Genomic DNA, 14,568 nt, shown 5'->3' on the forward strand with positions numbered 1-14,568 from the left:
CGCGTGAAGCGCGGCTCGCATCACGCGCCGGGAAGCAGGCTTTCAGAAAAACGCGTCCTTCGGTAAAGGCGTTCCGTGCAGCGCATGTTCGCCGAGCACGCGCGCCTTGTACGCGACCGGATTATGCGAGGCGATCGTGCGGATGTTGCGCCAGTGCCGGTCGAGCGCCGCGCTTTGCTTGCCCGCCGATGCGCCGCCCACGTCGAAGAGCCGCGTCGCGGCATCGAGTGCGAGTTCGTCGATCAGCACCTTCGAGCGCGCCGCATTCAATGCCGCTTCGAGAAAGAGCGCCTCGTCGGGCGTGCCGGCAAGCGCGGAATCGTAGGCGCGGCCCAACGCATCGGCGGCACGCAGCACGCTCGATTCCGCGACGTAGGCCGCGCTGTCGAGGCGCCCGACGATCTGCTGCAACAGCGGGTCGTCGGCCGGGCGGGCGTTGACCGCGTGGTAATAGTTGCGATCGCGACGCTTGAGCAGCGCCACGGCGTCTTTCACCACTCGGCGCAAGATGCCCGCGATGATCGTCGTCAGCCACAGTTGCGAGAAAGTGGCCTGCCACGGGACCTTGAACTCGTCGTCGATATAGAGCACGTCGTCGCGCGACACCTCGACGTGGTCGTAGACGGTCGTACCGCTCGCCGTCAGGCGCTGGCCGATGCCGTCCCAGTCGTCGCGCACGTCCACGCCTTTTTGCCCCACTGCGACGCGCGCCGCGACGAATCGTCCGTCCTGCGTCTTCGCGTTGACGACAATGTAGTCCGCGTAGAGGTTGCCCGTGCTGTAGTACTTGACGCCGTCGAGCACGAAGCCGTCGCCTTGGGGGGCGAGCGAAGTGGCGCCATCTCCGTCCCCGATGTTCTGCTTGCCGAGTTCGCTTGCGCCGAGGCCGTATAGCGCGCCTTTCTTGACGGAGTCGAGCCAGCGCGAGTAGGGGGCTTGATTCGGCGTGCGCAGCGCGCGCTCCACGAAGGCAAAGTGGTTGCGCAGGATGTGCGGAATATTCGAGTCGGCTTGTGCGAGATCGAACACGAGCTCGAAGAGCTGCGGCAACGTGGCACCGCCTCCGCCTTCCTCCACAGGCAGGCGATACACGCCGAGACGCGCCTCGCGCACGAGCGCGATCGCGTCGCGAGTTTCCGCGTCGCCGTTCGCACGCGCGTGCGCGCCTTCTTCGATTGCCGCAACGAGTTCGCGGAGAGCCGTTGAAGCAGGCCTGACGGCCTGAGCATGTTCGCCACGTCCGCGACCGGCAGACAGGTTCGATTCGATATGTCCCATTTACGCTCGGTTGTCCAGTTGTTGATCGGTGCACCGCAATCTGCACACACTATTCAAGCCGCCTTGATTCGCCAACCAAGTGAATCTGATAAGCAATGCAACGCATAACGGTTTTCGCTATCGATTTCATTCGATCGGGATTTCAAATCACGCTGGCAGCGCTTAGCATCTGGAGAACCGTTTGTTGGAGGCCCAGGCGCGCGACCGTACCATCGTTCGTTCCACTCATCCTCGACGAACGCCCATGAACGTCCCTCGCTTTCCCTCCGCCGTGATCGGGCTTGACCCGGCCACGCCGCCAGAACGGACAGCTCCGCGCTCGAACGACGCCCCCTCTCTCGTCGATCTGCCGACTCGCGCCGCCGCGAACAACACGGCGCTGCAATGGTCACTCCTGCGATCGCGCGCCTTGCGCGTCGGCGTGCCGGTCGCGCTGGTGATGTTGTGGCAACTCGCGTCGTCGCTCAAGCTCGTGGCGCCCGAGACCTTGCCGCCGCCCACCGTCATACTCGCGGCGCTGAAGGAGCTGATCGCCGACGGCGAGCTTCAGAACGCGATCGGCGTGTCTCTGCTGCGCGCGGCGACAGGGCTTGCGATCGGCGGTGGCATCGGTCTTTTCGCGGGTCTCTTCGCGGGCTTGTGGCGCGTCGGTGAAGAGATCGTCGATGCACCGCTGCAAATGCTGCGCACCATTCCGTTCATCGCGCTCATTCCGCTTTTCATCACATGGTTCGGCATCGGCGAGGGCGCGAAAGTCGCGGTCATCCTCGCCGCCACGATTTTCCCGATGTATCTCAACACATACGCAGGCGTACGCGGCGTCGATCCGAAGCTGCTCGAAGCGGCGAAGGTATTCGGGCTGTCGAGCCGCCAAGTGGCGCTGCGCATCATCCTGCCGACGGCATTGCCTTCGATCCTCGTCGGCGTGCGCTACTCGTCGGCCGTGGCGCTGCTCGCGCTCGTCGTCGCCGAGCAGATCAACGCGCAGAACGGCATCGGCTACATTCTTGTGAACGCGAACCAGAACCAGCGCGCGGACATCATCATCGCGGGCATTCTCGTGTACGCGGCGCTCGGCATCGCGACCGACCTCATCATGCGCGCGCTCGAACATCTCGCCTTGCCATGGAGGCCGCGCTTTGAACTCGCCTGATATCAACGCATTGAAGACCCGTCACGGGGAGCGCGAAGCCGCGCTCGAACTGGACGCGGTGAGCCGCGTGTTTTCCGGACGCGCCGTGCTCAAGGACGTTTCGCTCACCGTGAAGCGCGGCCAGTTCGTCTCGATGCTCGGCGCGTCGGGGGCCGGCAAGACGACGCTCCTGCGCATCCTCGCCGGTCTCGACCAAGCCGACAGCGGCCGCGTGCGCGTGGCTGGGGCGCGCTCGGTCGTGTTTCAGGAGCCGCGCCTCGTGCTTGCCAAGCACGTGTGGGAAAACGTCGTGATCGGCCATGAGCGGCTGCGTGCGGCGAAACCGTCGGCGCTCGCGGCGCTCGAGGAAGTCGGTCTCTCGCGTCAGGCGGACGGCTGGCCGAAGACGCTCTCGGGCGGCGAGGCGCAGCGTGTCGCACTGGCGCGCGCGCTCGTGCGCGAGCCGAAGCTGCTCCTGCTCGACGAGCCGTTCGCCGCGCTCGACGCGCTTACGCGAATCCGCATGTACGAACTCGTGGCGCGGCTCTGGCGCGCCCACACGCCCGCGGTCGTGCTGGTCACACACGATATCGACGAGGCCATTCTGCTTTCGGACCGCATCGTCGTCCTGTCGCAGGGCGAGATCAGCGCCGACATTGCCGTTGATTTGCCGCGTCCGCGCTCGCGCGGCGACGAAGCCGCGGTCGCGCTCAGAACCCGGCTGCTTGCCGCGCTCGGCGTGGGCCAGGCGGACGCTTTCCAGACTGCGTCGAGAGACGCGGCATGACGATTTCCTTCACTCATCGAACACACATGCGCACCAGAAAAAGCGTCACCGCTCTAATCGTCGCTAGCCTGTTCGTATCGGCGGGCTCGAGCGCCGCCTTCGCGCAAGACGAGCCGCTTACCTTGCAGATCGGCACGCAGGACGCCGCGTGGCCGCTCATCGTCGAGGCGTCGCACGTGCTCGACGGCGCGCCTTATAAGGTCAAGTGGGCTGTCCTCACAGGACCGGCGGCGCAACTGTCGGCGCTCTATTCGAAGGTGCTCGACGTCGGCCTGATGGGCGATACGTCGCTTATCATCGAGCAGGGCAACGCGCGCGTGCCATGGACGCCCGAGACCGCACCGCTGCAGATCATCGCGGGATGGCGCAATCCGGACAGCAGCTATCCGCCCATCGTCACCGTGGTGCGCAAGGAGGCCGATGTGAAGAGCCTGACCGACCTGCGCGGCAAGACGTGGGGCTACAACTTCGGCGGCTTCAATTTCTTGCAATACGTGCTGTCTTATAACAAAGCGGGGCTGAAACCGAAGGACATCCAGAGCGTCAAGTTCGGCGACGGCAACGTGTCCGCGTCCGCATTCAATGCGGGACAGGTCGCGGTCTATTCGGGTGGATACGGCCCCGTCAAGGAAGCCGTCGACAAGGGCGATGCGCGCGTCGTGATAAAGAGCGACGAGCTGGATATCCCCGCGCTGTCGGTGTTCACCGCACGCACCGACGTCTTGCGCGATCCGGCGAAGAGCCGTGCGCTCGGCGACTTCCTCGGCCGTCTCAAGAACTCGTGGACGTGGTGGGCGCAGAACGTGCCGGCCGTCGAGAAGATCTATCTGGAGAAAATGAAGCAGAGCCCCGCGCGCGCGAAGTTCTCGGCGGAGAACGGACGCTCGGTGTTCTATCCGCTCGACAAGTCGCTCGTGGCGCGTGAGCAGCGCATCGCCGATACGCTTTATCGTTCCGGTGACATCAAGAACGAGATCAAGGTCGATCTGGAGTTCAATCCGGTCTACGACGGGCAGGCCGTAGCTGCGCGCTGAGCGGCTTCAATGACGAGGAGAGGGCGTGCGCGACGCACGCCCTTTGTCTTTCAACCGGCGACCGGCGAGTAGGGATGCGCGTAGGTGAAAGGATCGCAGAGCAAGTCATTCAACGCGTATTGCCCCACCGCGTGATACTTCCAGCGGACGCTGTCGTGCAACGTGTGAGTGCGCGCGTTGCGCCAGTGGCGGTCCAGGTTGTGTGCTTCGAGCGTCGATTGCGTGCCGGCGAGTTCGAAGAGCTTGTTCGCGGCAGTCAGGGCGAAGTTCGTCGTGAGGACCTTGGCTTCCGCCGTCGCGACGATGGCGGCGGCCACGGCCTCGCGTGAAGCATCGCCGCGCGCTGAATCGATGAGCGTCGCGGCACGCGCGGTCAAAGCTTGCGCGGCGTGATGATCGATCGTCAACGCGCCGATGTCGCACAGCGTCAAAGGATCGTCGGTGGCATGCGTTGCGGCACTACCGCGCGCGGGATGCGAAAGCTCGCGTAGAAAGCGCTTCGTATCGTCGAGCGCAGCCCGGCCGATGCCCAGATCGATCGCGGCGTGCACGAGTTGCGACACGGCATTGGCGGTATCGATCCCTGCGTGCCGTCCGCGCGGCACGATCTGCAGCGCGTCCAGTGCGACGCCGGTCAGCCGCACTTGCCCGCTTGCCGTCGTACGCTGGCCGAAGCCCGACCAGTCGTCGATGACTTCGACCCCGCGCGCATGACGCGGGACGAACGCGGTCACGGGCAAGCCCTCGTCGTCGCGCGCGGCCACCGGTATCCAGTGCGCGAAAAGCGCGCCGGTCGAGTAGACCTTGTGGCCCGACAGCACGAAGCCCCGGTCCTTGCGCCGCACGCGCGTCTCGTGCCCGGATGGCAGACGGTCGCCGGGCTCGGCGGTGGCGTTGCCGAAACGTTCACCGGCGAGCGCGCGCGAAAAGAAGAATTCCTGCTGTGCCGGCGTACCGTCGTAGCGCAACCGTTCCAGCGTGGCGAAGTGATTCTGCGGAATCTGCCCGAGAGACGGGTCCGCCGCCGAGATCAATTCAAAGACGTCCGCAATGGTTTGCACGGAGACATCAGCGCCGCCGAACTCGCGCGGCACGCTGGTACCCCACAGCCCCGACTGGCTGAACGCTTCGATTTCGGCGCGCGGCAGGCGACGCTCGCGATCCCGCTGCGGTGCATTCGCTTCGAACTCGCGTGCGAGGCGGCGTGCAATGTCGAGCGCTTCTTCGTCCGAGCGAATGATGGCGGTTTGCGTGACGCTCGGGCGCTCCAGAATGAAGGTCATGGTCTTCTCTTGTCGATTGAATCGCCTTACGCGGCCTGATGCGCGCGGACGTATTGGCTCTCGGGGCGCGGCAGGCCAAGATGCTCGCGCAGTGTCGAGCCCTCGTAGTCGCGCCGGAAAATGCCCTTGCGCTGCAAGAGCGGAATCACGTGATCGACGAAAGCGGCGAGGCCCGAAGGAAAGACATCGGCGTTCAGGTTGAAGCCGTCCGCGCCGCGTTCGCCGAACCAGCGCGCGATGTCGTCCGCGATCTGCTCCGGCGTGCCGACGATGATCCGGTGCGCGCCCGGATTGCGGTCGAGCAGATCGCGCACGGTGAGGTTTTCGCTTTTCGCGAGCGCGACCGTCGAATCAACGAAACCGCGCGAAATGTCCGAACGCGCGACCTTCTCGATGCGCTCGTAAGGCAGCGGCGCATCGATGCGCAGATCGTCCGGCGCAAGCCCGAGTTGACCCGCTAGACGCGCGACTTCGCGGTCGGTGTCGAGCAGGGCGTCGAGCTCGGCCTTGCGCTCGCGCGCTTCACGCTCGGTGCCGCCGACGACCGGATACAGGCCCGGCAGCAACAGAAAATGATCGGGATTGCGTCCATGCCGCCGCACGCGTTCCTTCATCTCGGTGTAGAAGGCCTGCGCCGTGGGCAGCGTGGTTTGCGACGTAAAGACGGCATCGGCGAAGCGGGCGGCGAGCGTGCGGCCGCCTTCCGACGACCCGGCCTGCACGAGCACGGGCCGACCTTGCGGACTGCGCGGAACAGTCAGCGGTCCGCGCACCGAGAAGTACGTCCCGCGATGCTCGATGGCATGCACGCGCGAGGGATCGGCATAGCGCCCGGTCGCCTGGTCGGCGACGAAGGCGTCGTCCTCCCAGCTATCCCAGAGCTTGGTCACGACCTCCACGAATTCCTGCGCACGCGCGTAGCGTTCCTCGGTCGAGAGCGGTACCTCGTGGCTGAAATTCGCTGCCGCGGAAGCGTCGTAGGTCGTCACGGCGTTGAACGCGACGCGCCCGCCGCTTATGTGATCGACGGACGCGAAGCGGCGCGCGAGATTGAACGGATCGTTGAACGTGGTCGAGGCCGTGCCGATCAGCCCGATGTGTTGCGTCGCGCCCGCGAGCGCGGTGAGCAGGACAGTCGGCTCCAGCGCCTGCGAAGGCGTTTCGGCGTGATTGCGCAGCGCGAGCAGATCGGAGAGGAACACGGCGTCGAGCTTGCCGCGTTCGGCGATGGCCGCGATCTCCTTGAAGAAGTTCAGGTCGATGATCGCGCGCGGGTTGTCGAGCTTGCGCCAGCCGGCCGGATGGCGCCCGACGCCCGTGATGTTGGTGTTCAGATGCAACTGGCGTGGCAGGATCATGGCGTCGTCTGGAGAATCGGTTGATGTGTCGGTGCCGGCGCGGGATGCCGCAAGCCCGCTTCGACGAGCAGCGGCAGGACGGCTTCGCCGAAGTACGCGAGATCGGGCTCGAAATCGAAGAACGTGAGTTGCACGCCGTCGCATCCGGCGCGCTTCAACGCGAGCAACTGTTCGACGATCTGCTCGGGCGAGCCGATCAGATGCAGATTGCCGCCGAGAATGCGCTGCTCGCGCTTGTGCTTCGCCCACGCCTTTGCATCGCTACGCGCAGCCTGACCGACGAATCCGTCGAGCGCGCCTTCGTCGGCATGCGCAACGATCGCATCGTGGTAATCGCGCGCTTCGCGCTCGGTCGGCCGGCACACGATGGTCGGATTGATGAGCGTGCGCACGCGCCGACCCACGCGCTGCGCTGCTTCGCGAATCCTGCCCGTATGCGCGGGCAGCGCTTCGATGGCCTCGTCGAAATGCGCGCCCGCCGGACTCGTGATGAAGACGAGGTCGGAATGGCGCACGGCATACTCGATGCCCGCAGCCGACCCCGTCGCGTTCACGAGCACCGGGCGGTGATAGCGTGGGCGCGGGCTCACGAACGCGTCGTGCAGATTCCAGCGCGGCGTCCGGATGTTCAGGTTCGCGTTGCTGCGCCACAAGGTGTCGAGCACGCTGACGAACTCGGCGGCGCGCTCGTACGCTCGTCGTGCGCGATCATCGGCTGGCCGAACATCGCCCATTCGGTTTCGACGTGTCCCGTCACAAGGTTGAGGCCCCAACGGCCGTTGGAGATATGGTCGAGCGTTGCGCCGAACTTGGCGAGGTGCAGCGGGTGCCACGGTCCGTAGAGCACGTGCACGGTCGAAATCAGCAGGATGCGCTCGGTGATCGCGGCGAGCGCGCTCGTCGCGATGAACGCATCGAGCGATTGCTCGCGATACTTGAGCGAGCCGCCATGCCCGTCCTTGCCGAGCCATTGTGCGAGGCCGAAGACGAGATCGAAGCCGAGCGCCTCCGCCGTGCGCGTCAAACGTGCGTTGTAGTCGAAGCGCCAGTCGGTGGAACGCGGCAGCGTAGAGATGGACCAGCCGCCGTTCTGGATCGGCAGGAAAAGCCCGAGCATGAGCGGCTGCGCGAACGCGGCGTGAAGCGGGCTGCCGGGGATGTCGGCGGGGCTCGATGCGCCGTCGAATGCGGGCAGGGCGATCGAGCTCATGCGGCGGTACTGCTCGGTTCGCTCAGACGCTCGCGGCTGCGCTCCGTCGTCGCGGTTTCGAAGTCGAGCACATTGATCGACGCGATCGCATCGCGCTCCACTTGCTCGACGAGTTCAAGCTCCCACGTGAGATACGCGTTCATCTGCTCGGCGACGCGGTCGGGTTCGGCGTGGTACGGGCTGTACCAGGCGTCGTCGTCGCCGGTGAGGTTGTTGGCATCGCCCGATTCCAGCGGCAGCCCGAGCGCGATCCAGCGTCGCGTGCCACCGATCAGCGCGGCGATATCCGGACGATGCGCCGCGAGTTCCGCCGCGACGATTCCCGCGAGTACGCCGTCTTCGGAGGCCAGCACGATCTGTTGGTCGCGTGGGAAGCCGTCGAGACGTGCGTGCAGTTCGCTCGCGGCGATGAAGCGCGCGTCTGCTACATGATTGCGCCTGAAGGCGAGGCTGCTGTCGATATCGATCGTTTGCGCTTTGCCTTCACAGATCGCGCGCGACAGCGCGTCCGGCTCGATCCAGCGCGTGCGCGCACCGTGCGGACGGATGTTCAATGGTTCGGGCCCGGCTTCGAAGGTGTCGTCAGAGAGCGCCGCGCTGGCTGCGTCGTCGAGCACATGCACGTCGAGATAGCCGAGTTGTCGAAGCCACGAAGCGGTCATGCGGGCGCGCACGCCGTCGTCATCGCGCAGGACCACGCGGGCGTGCAGCGTGCCCACGTATTCATCGGTCGCTTGCACGAACTGCCCTCCCGGCGCCGAACGCCAGCCCGCCGGATGGCCCGCTTCGTATTCGAGCGGATCGCGCACGTCGAAGCGATACAGCGTGCGCTCGCCGCTCTCGCGTTCGAACAGGGCGAGCGTCGCGCCGTCGATCACCGGCACTTGGGCTTTGCGCGCGGCGGCGGCGGCGAGTTCGCGCGCCGTGGCAAGCGTCACCGCATCCGGGCGCGGCGCGGTGCGGATCTCGCCATGCTCCAGTTCGAGTCCTGCGAGCAGCCACGACATCGAGCCGCCCGTCAGCGCCGCGACGGGATTCGGCACGCCCGCGTTGATGAGCGATTGCGCGCCGAGAATGCTGCGCGTGCGGCCCGCGCAATTGACGACGATCAGCGTGTCCGGCGAGGGTGCCGCAGCGAGCGCGCGATAAACGAGTTCCGCGCCCGCGCAATCGACGCCGCCCGGAATGTTCATCGTGTTGAATTCGCCGAACGGACGCGAGTCGAGCACGACGAGATCGTCGCCCGCATCCTGGCGAGCCTTGAGCGTCACCGCGTCGACATTGGGCGTATGGAGCCGGTGCTCGATCAATTCGCCGAACGCCTTGCCGGGCACATTCGTGCCGCTGAACACCTCGAAGCCGGCTCGTTCCCAGCCATCGACGCCGCCTTCGAGGATCGACACGTCGGTGTATCCCCAGCGTGCGAGCAGCGCGGCGGCGCGCTCCGTGTGCTCGCCATGTGTGTCGACAAGCGCGATGGACGTGGTCCGTCGCGGTACCAGACGCTCGATCACGAGACCCAGGCGGCCGACCGGCGCAATCGACGAGTAGAAGAGGCGCTTTCGCGCAGTGACGCCTTCCTCGCGGACGTCGAGCACGGCGAGTTCCGTGCGTTGACCGATGAGCGTGCGCAATTGCGCCGGAGAGACGAGGCGGGACATGAGCGGTGAGTCCTTTGAGTTGAGTTTGGAAGACGAAGCGGGAGCGCGAATCACGCGTAAGGGGGGCCGCCGCCGTCGACATAGAGCCGCGTGCCGGTCACGAAGCGCGCGTCGTCCGACAGCAGATACGCTACTGCGGCCGCGACGTCTTCGGGCGTGCCGGGGCCGTCGAGCGCGGTGAGGCGCGTCGGCTCGGTCGCGGCCTGCGTGGTGGCCATCGAATCGAAACGCGGCGAGCGGATCGGGCCCGGCGCGACCGCGTTCACCCGCACGCCGAGCGGACCGTACCTGCGCCCGAGGCCCTGAACGAGCAGATCGAGCGCCGCATTGACACTCGAGCCGGGAAAGTGATTGGGCGGCGGCGCGATACCGCCGCGTCCGGAGATCGCGACGATCGCGCCGTGCCCCTGAGCGATGAAGCGCGGCAAGGCGGCGCGTATCGGACGCACCGAGCCGAGCAGCTTGGCGTCGATGACGCGCTGCCAGTCGTCGTCGGTGAGGTCGAGGAAGTCGCCGAATGCAGCCACGTTCGTGCTGGTCACGAGGCCATCGAGACGGCCGAAGCGCTCTTCGATCTGCGCGAAGGCCGAGCGTACGCTGCGGTCATCGGCGACGTCGACCGACAGCGGCACGACGCGCGGCAACTCCGCGAAAAGCTGCGTATCGACGTTGCGCGAGGACGCGATCACGTTCGCTCCCGCGAGTGCGAGCCTTCTTGCGGTGGCCGCGCCGAGCGCGCCGAACGCGCCAGTGATCCAGAAGACGCGGCCTTCAAACGGCTTGCTCATACATTGCTCCGATGAATGATGGATTAGGTCAGCGATTGCCCACCTCGATCTGCGTGGTATAGCGGTCGTCGACGACCGTCGAGAAATCGACCGGACGCGGATAGAAGCCGATGTCGCCGAGCTTTTGGGTCGCTTCGACTTCGGCCTTGAAGGGCGCACCGTCGTGTTTCACCGGAACGAGACGATAGGCGCCGCTTTTTGCCGCGAATAGCGCCTGATCCGGCGTGAGCTGCTGGGCTTTGGCGTAGGCGGCGGCTGTTTCGGCGTCGTGCGTGGCTGCCCAGTTCAGGTAGCGCGCGAGGCGCGTCATGAAATCGCCGATCGCCTCGCTCAATTGCGGGTCTTTCAGCGCGCCCGTGCGCGCCGTGACGGACACAAAGCCCGGAAAGCCCACTTCGTTCTCGGTCGCGAGCTCGCGCACTGCGCCGCTCGCGAGCGCGTCCGCGACCCGGGAGCGCGTGGCCGGCGCCGCATCGACAGCGCCCGCGACGACGGCGGGTGCGGTGGCGTCGTACGTAAGCAAGCGCAGCTTCACGTCCTTCACGTTGAGGCCGGCCTTGTCGAGGGCGAGCAGGCCGACTGCGTTCGCGTTGCCGCCCTCGTTGAACGCATACGTCCTGCCGCGCAAGTCGCTGATCTTCGTGACGCCGGATGCCTTGCTCGCGATCACGAGCATCGGCGAGTAGCGCTTGCTGTCGACCGGGGCGAGCAGGCCGATGAGCTTGATCGGGGCGGTTTCAGCGGTCCAGTTGCGGCGATCCTCCGACGAGGCCTTCGGCGCGGCCGTATCGCTCAGGCCCCAACTGATGTCGATCGCATTGCCGCCGAGCGCCTGGACGGTAGGTCCCGCGCCGTTCAGACGCGCCCATTCGATGCGATACGGCGTGCCCTTCAGGAAATCGGTCGCCTCGATGGCTTCGCGTGTCACGTCCTGGAAAATGCCCACGCGCAAGACAGGCTGCGCGGCGTGGGACGATGAAGCGACGCAAGCGGTGACGCCGATCAAAGCGAAGAGCGAATGAAGGAAAGGGCGGGCAATGGGCATGAGGCGTCTTCGAGTTGAGATTGGTTGGAAGTTCACGCGGCGACGGCGCTAGGGCTGATCGCCGTACGCCGCACGCCGAGCTCGGCATAGAGACGATCACGCAGAGCAGCGCCTTCTGGATGCGACGGATCGCGCTGCCCTGCTGCATCGCTGACCGTGACATCGAGCGTGAGACGCGCATCGCGCAGCACGACGATGCGGCTGGCGAGGCGCACGGCTTCTTCCACGTCATGCGTGACGAGCAGCACGCCGGGTCCATGCCGCGCGACGAGCTGCCGAACGAGGTCCTGCATGCGCAGGCGGGTGAGCGCGTCGAGCGCGGCGAAGGGTTCATCGAGCAACAGCAACGCCGGGTCGCGGATTAATGCGCGAGCCAGCGCGACGCGTTGTGCCTCGCCGCCTGACAGCGTCGCGGGCCAGGCATCGACGTGGCGCGTGAGGCCCACTTCGGCAAGTGTCGCGATGGCGAGCTCGCGAGCGCGTGACGTTCGTGGTACGCCCATCAGCACGTTCTGCCAGACCCGCTGCGACGGAATGAGGCGCGGCTCCTGAAACACGGCGGCGCGCGGTGTGGCGACGAAACCCTCGCCGGCATCGAGCGAATCGAGGTCGAGCAGGGTGCGTAGCAGCGTCGTCTTGCCGGCGCCGGATGCACCGAGCAGCGCGACAAATTCGCGGCGCCGTATCGTCAGATCGAGACGCTCGAAGATCGCGCGCTCGCCGAAATGCTTGCTGGCCTGGCGAATGGAAACCGCGAGATCGGGCTCGCGTGCGGTGGTGTCGCGTGTCATCGGCGGCGATCTTCGGTCAGGGTGCGGCGCCAGGGCAGCGCGATGCGTTCGGCGGCGCGCAGCAGCGCATCGATCGTGAGGCCGAGCAACGAGTAGACGAGCACGACGCCCAGGATGATGTCGGTGCGCAGCGCGGCGCGCGGGTTGAGCGCGAGATAGCCGATGCCGGAAGTCGCATTGACTTGTTCCGCCGCGACGAGTGCGAGCAGCGCGGTGCCCATCGCGTAGCGGACCCCGACGAGAATCGAAGGCATCGCGAGCGGCAACACGATCTGCATCGCGATCGCCGTGCGCGACATGCCGAAGACCTGCGCGGCTTCGACGAGTTTCGCATCGACATGGCGCACGCCGGAGAACGTGTTCAGATACACCGGAAACACGCACGCGATGGCAATGAGCAGAATCTTCGGCTTCTCGTCGACGCCGAACCAGATCACGAACAACGGAATCAGCGCGAGAAAGGGAATCATCCGCAGCATCTGCAGGAGCGCGTCGTAGGTGCGCTCGCCGATGCGCGACAAGCCAGCCACGAGACCGAGCACGAGACCGATGCCGCCGCCGATCAGAAAGCCTGCAACCGCGCGCTGCAATGATGCGACGAGGCTGTCCCCCAGGACGCCGCTACGGGCGAGATCGACGAGGGCGGTCGCCACATCAAGCGGCGCTTCGAGCACGTGAGAATCGATCCATCCCGCCGATGCCGCGAACTGCCAGACCAGAAGCAAGGCGACCGGGAAGATGAGACGCGTGAGTTCCCGCGTCGACACCTGACGCTTGCTTGCGGCGCGTGTCTTGAACACGCGCAAGTTCGCGTGGCCGTTTCGCCGAGGCGTTGGCAGCGCGCTCATGCGGGGCGCCTCGCGAATCGACGCTTGAGCGCCGCCGCGGCGGTGGAAGCAGAGGTGAGGGACATGAGCGTGGCGTGCCTGAAGGTGGAGAATCATCTTCGACGCGCACGTGTCCATCGCAAACTGATCATTTCACGGATGCTTTTGATCGATTCCGTGCATTGATTAGCTGCTGACGTGTGAAGTAAATTCGTGCGGAGCGTTGCAGTCAATTGGAGGGTCATCCGAGTGCCCGCCGAAACGATCGTCCCGAAGGTGGGTCACAACGAAGCGGCCGTTCAGTTCGAAGCGAGTAATGTCGTTCTTCGCGTAGTTCAGGAACTTCACCGACTCAACCGTGGCTTCGCCCTTGCCGTGAACGCCTGTTTAGCCTTAAGCAGTTCGATCCCGATTGCGAAGACGTAGGCAAGTGGCTTTTGCACGATTCGATTTTCTCCGTTATTTATGTGCAGGTTGCTTGTCGATGGCCCATGAAGGGGCCATGCCGACTCGACCGTTTTATATGGGCACGCAAGTCGAGAACTTTCGCTGAATCTTGTGTCCGTTTGGGAGAATGGTTCTTCAAGTACGTCTGGTTTCAGCAGATTCGCGAATGCGTGGTGGCGCGCGCGGCAACCGCCAGACGCCCCGTACGGATTTGCGGTACTGGGGCCGGAACGCTCAGCTCGGGCACAAGAGCGAAAGTAGCGGCCGCCATGCGCTGCGTTGCGTATGACGGCCAAGGCAGACGCAAACAGACGAAGGGCCCCTTCCCGGGCGAGCTTACTGCTGGCTCGCGAAAGTGACAAGCCAGACCGTCCGGCTCACCGCCGTTCAAATGAAAAAAGCCACCAGATGGTGGCTTTCAAGTTACGAACGGCGCGCTCGGATCAAACACCGCTAGGGCGAACACTTTTCGGCGGTGCCTAGCGCTCATCCGACGTAGTATAGGTTTTTCGACCAATTCTATCCGACCGACCGGGGGAGCGTGGAACCCCAATCCCGCATAGTAGGCGGTGAGCTCTGGGACCGGATCAACAATCGTCAGCGGGCCGACGCCGATAATCAGCATACGCTGCGGCGGTCGCAAAGATCGTCACGGCGGCTCGTCCGCTCAACACGTGAGGCTCACGGCGGGACTCAACGTAGGTCAAACCAAGCGCCGATCCCCCGGCCAATATTTCTCCGACGCACACAATGACGGTTGGCCGCCGCACGGGTTTTGTCGCGTTAAGGGCAAGATGGCGAACAGACTGGTGTATAGTGAGGATTGCTTATGCCGCCAGTGACTAAAACTCTCAAGAGTGCCGAGTTCGGCACAGTCTTGGGGTTATGTGGCCAGTCGGAACATCTCGAAGGTGTCAGGGTCCTGCC

11 protein-coding genes and 1 pseudogene are annotated in these 14,568 nt (G+C 65.3%); 3 read left to right on the forward strand and 9 right to left on the reverse strand.

What is annotated here, in order from left to right; all coding sequences use genetic code 11:
- Positions 1 to 42: 42 nt before the first annotated feature.
- Complete coding sequence (locus AWB81_RS27880) at positions 43 to 1,278, reverse strand: acyl-CoA dehydrogenase family protein (RefSeq protein ID WP_062639751.1); 1,236 nt, start codon at positions 1,276 to 1,278, stop codon at positions 43 to 45.
- A 244-nt stretch (positions 1,279 to 1,522) separates the two neighbouring features.
- Between AWB81_RS27880 and AWB81_RS27885 the strand changes: the two genes are divergently transcribed.
- From AWB81_RS27885 to AWB81_RS27895, 3 genes are read left to right on the forward strand one after another with little or no spacing between them, the layout of a single operon-like run.
- Positions 1,523 to 2,431 carry an ABC transporter permease gene (locus AWB81_RS27885; RefSeq protein ID WP_062639752.1) on the forward strand — a complete coding sequence of 303 codons (909 nt, stop codon included), beginning with the start codon at positions 1,523 to 1,525 and terminating at the stop codon, positions 2,429 to 2,431.
- On the forward strand, positions 2,418 to 3,197 hold the full coding sequence (locus tag AWB81_RS27890) for an ABC transporter ATP-binding protein (RefSeq protein ID WP_062639753.1): 780 nt from the start codon (positions 2,418 to 2,420) through the stop codon (positions 3,195 to 3,197). Before AWB81_RS27885 ends, AWB81_RS27890 begins: the two co-directional genes overlap by 14 nt.
- A 26-nt stretch (positions 3,198 to 3,223) precedes the next feature.
- A complete protein-coding gene (locus tag AWB81_RS27895) occupies positions 3,224 to 4,231 on the forward strand; it encodes an ABC transporter substrate-binding protein (RefSeq protein ID WP_062639754.1) in 1,008 nt (335 codons plus the stop codon).
- Positions 4,232 to 4,281: 50 nt separating this feature from the next.
- Here the strand turns inward: AWB81_RS27895 and AWB81_RS27900 are convergent, their stop codons facing one another.
- From AWB81_RS27900 to AWB81_RS27935, 8 genes and pseudogenes are all read right to left on the reverse strand, one after another.
- On the reverse strand, positions 4,282 to 5,514 hold the full coding sequence (locus AWB81_RS27900; RefSeq protein ID WP_062639755.1) for an SfnB family sulfur acquisition oxidoreductase: 1,233 nt from the start codon (positions 5,512 to 5,514) through the stop codon (positions 4,282 to 4,284).
- Between the two features lie 26 nt (positions 5,515 to 5,540).
- Positions 5,541 to 6,872, reverse strand: a complete 1,332-nt coding sequence (locus AWB81_RS27905; protein ID WP_062639756.1) for an LLM class flavin-dependent oxidoreductase — start codon at positions 6,870 to 6,872, stop codon at positions 5,541 to 5,543.
- Positions 6,869 to 8,082 (reverse strand): annotated as a pseudogene (locus AWB81_RS27910) (LLM class flavin-dependent oxidoreductase). Before AWB81_RS27910 ends, AWB81_RS27905 begins: the two are co-directional and overlap by 4 nt.
- Positions 8,079 to 9,743 carry a rhodanese-like domain-containing protein gene (locus AWB81_RS27915; protein ID WP_062639757.1) on the reverse strand — a complete coding sequence of 555 codons (1,665 nt, stop codon included), beginning with the start codon at positions 9,741 to 9,743 and terminating at the stop codon, positions 8,079 to 8,081. Before AWB81_RS27915 ends, AWB81_RS27910 begins: the two are co-directional and overlap by 4 nt.
- A 50-nt stretch (positions 9,744 to 9,793) precedes the next feature.
- Positions 9,794 to 10,531 carry an SDR family NAD(P)-dependent oxidoreductase gene (locus tag AWB81_RS27920; protein WP_062639758.1) on the reverse strand — a complete coding sequence of 246 codons (738 nt, stop codon included), beginning with the start codon at positions 10,529 to 10,531 and terminating at the stop codon, positions 9,794 to 9,796.
- Positions 10,532 to 10,559: 28 nt separating this feature from the next.
- A complete protein-coding gene (locus AWB81_RS27925; RefSeq protein WP_062639759.1) occupies positions 10,560 to 11,576 on the reverse strand; it encodes an ABC transporter substrate-binding protein in 1,017 nt (338 codons plus the stop codon).
- 32 nt (positions 11,577 to 11,608) lie between these two features.
- Positions 11,609 to 12,367 (reverse strand): ABC transporter ATP-binding protein, encoded by a 759-nt coding sequence (locus AWB81_RS27930; protein ID WP_062639760.1) that lies wholly within the window; start codon positions 12,365 to 12,367, stop codon positions 11,609 to 11,611.
- Positions 12,364 to 13,215 carry an ABC transporter permease gene (locus tag AWB81_RS27935; protein WP_159938947.1) on the reverse strand — a complete coding sequence of 284 codons (852 nt, stop codon included), beginning with the start codon at positions 13,213 to 13,215 and terminating at the stop codon, positions 12,364 to 12,366. Before AWB81_RS27935 ends, AWB81_RS27930 begins: the two co-directional genes overlap by 4 nt.
- Positions 13,216 to 14,568 lie beyond the last annotated feature (1,353 nt).

The sequence above is a fragment of the Caballeronia arationis genome (assembly GCF_001544975.2).
GTDB classification, from domain to species: Bacteria; Pseudomonadota; Gammaproteobacteria; order Burkholderiales; family Burkholderiaceae; genus Caballeronia; species Caballeronia arationis.

Coding starts and splice junctions, on each gene's coding strand:
- AWB81_RS27935 (WP_159938947.1), bottom strand. CDS start 13,215: ATGAGCGCGCTGCCAACGCCTCGGCGAAACGGCCACGCGAACTTGCGC.
- AWB81_RS27930 (WP_062639760.1), bottom strand. CDS start 12,367: ATGACACGCGACACCACCGCACGCGAGCCCGATCTCGCGGTTTCCATT.
- AWB81_RS27925 (WP_062639759.1), bottom strand. CDS start 11,576: ATGCCCATTGCCCGCCCTTTCCTTCATTCGCTCTTCGCTTTGATCGGC.
- AWB81_RS27900 (WP_062639755.1), bottom strand. CDS start 5,514: ATGACCTTCATTCTGGAGCGCCCGAGCGTCACGCAAACCGCCATCATT.
- AWB81_RS27915 (WP_062639757.1), bottom strand. CDS start 9,743: ATGTCCCGCCTCGTCTCTCCGGCGCAATTGCGCACGCTCATCGGTCAA.
- AWB81_RS27920 (WP_062639758.1), bottom strand. CDS start 10,531: ATGAGCAAGCCGTTTGAAGGCCGCGTCTTCTGGATCACTGGCGCGTTC.
- AWB81_RS27885 (WP_062639752.1), top strand. CDS start 1,523: ATGAACGTCCCTCGCTTTCCCTCCGCCGTGATCGGGCTTGACCCGGCC.
- AWB81_RS27905 (WP_062639756.1), bottom strand. CDS start 6,872: ATGATCCTGCCACGCCAGTTGCATCTGAACACCAACATCACGGGCGTC.
- AWB81_RS27880 (WP_062639751.1), bottom strand. CDS start 1,278: ATGGGACATATCGAATCGAACCTGTCTGCCGGTCGCGGACGTGGCGAA.
- AWB81_RS27895 (WP_062639754.1), top strand. CDS start 3,224: ATGCGCACCAGAAAAAGCGTCACCGCTCTAATCGTCGCTAGCCTGTTC.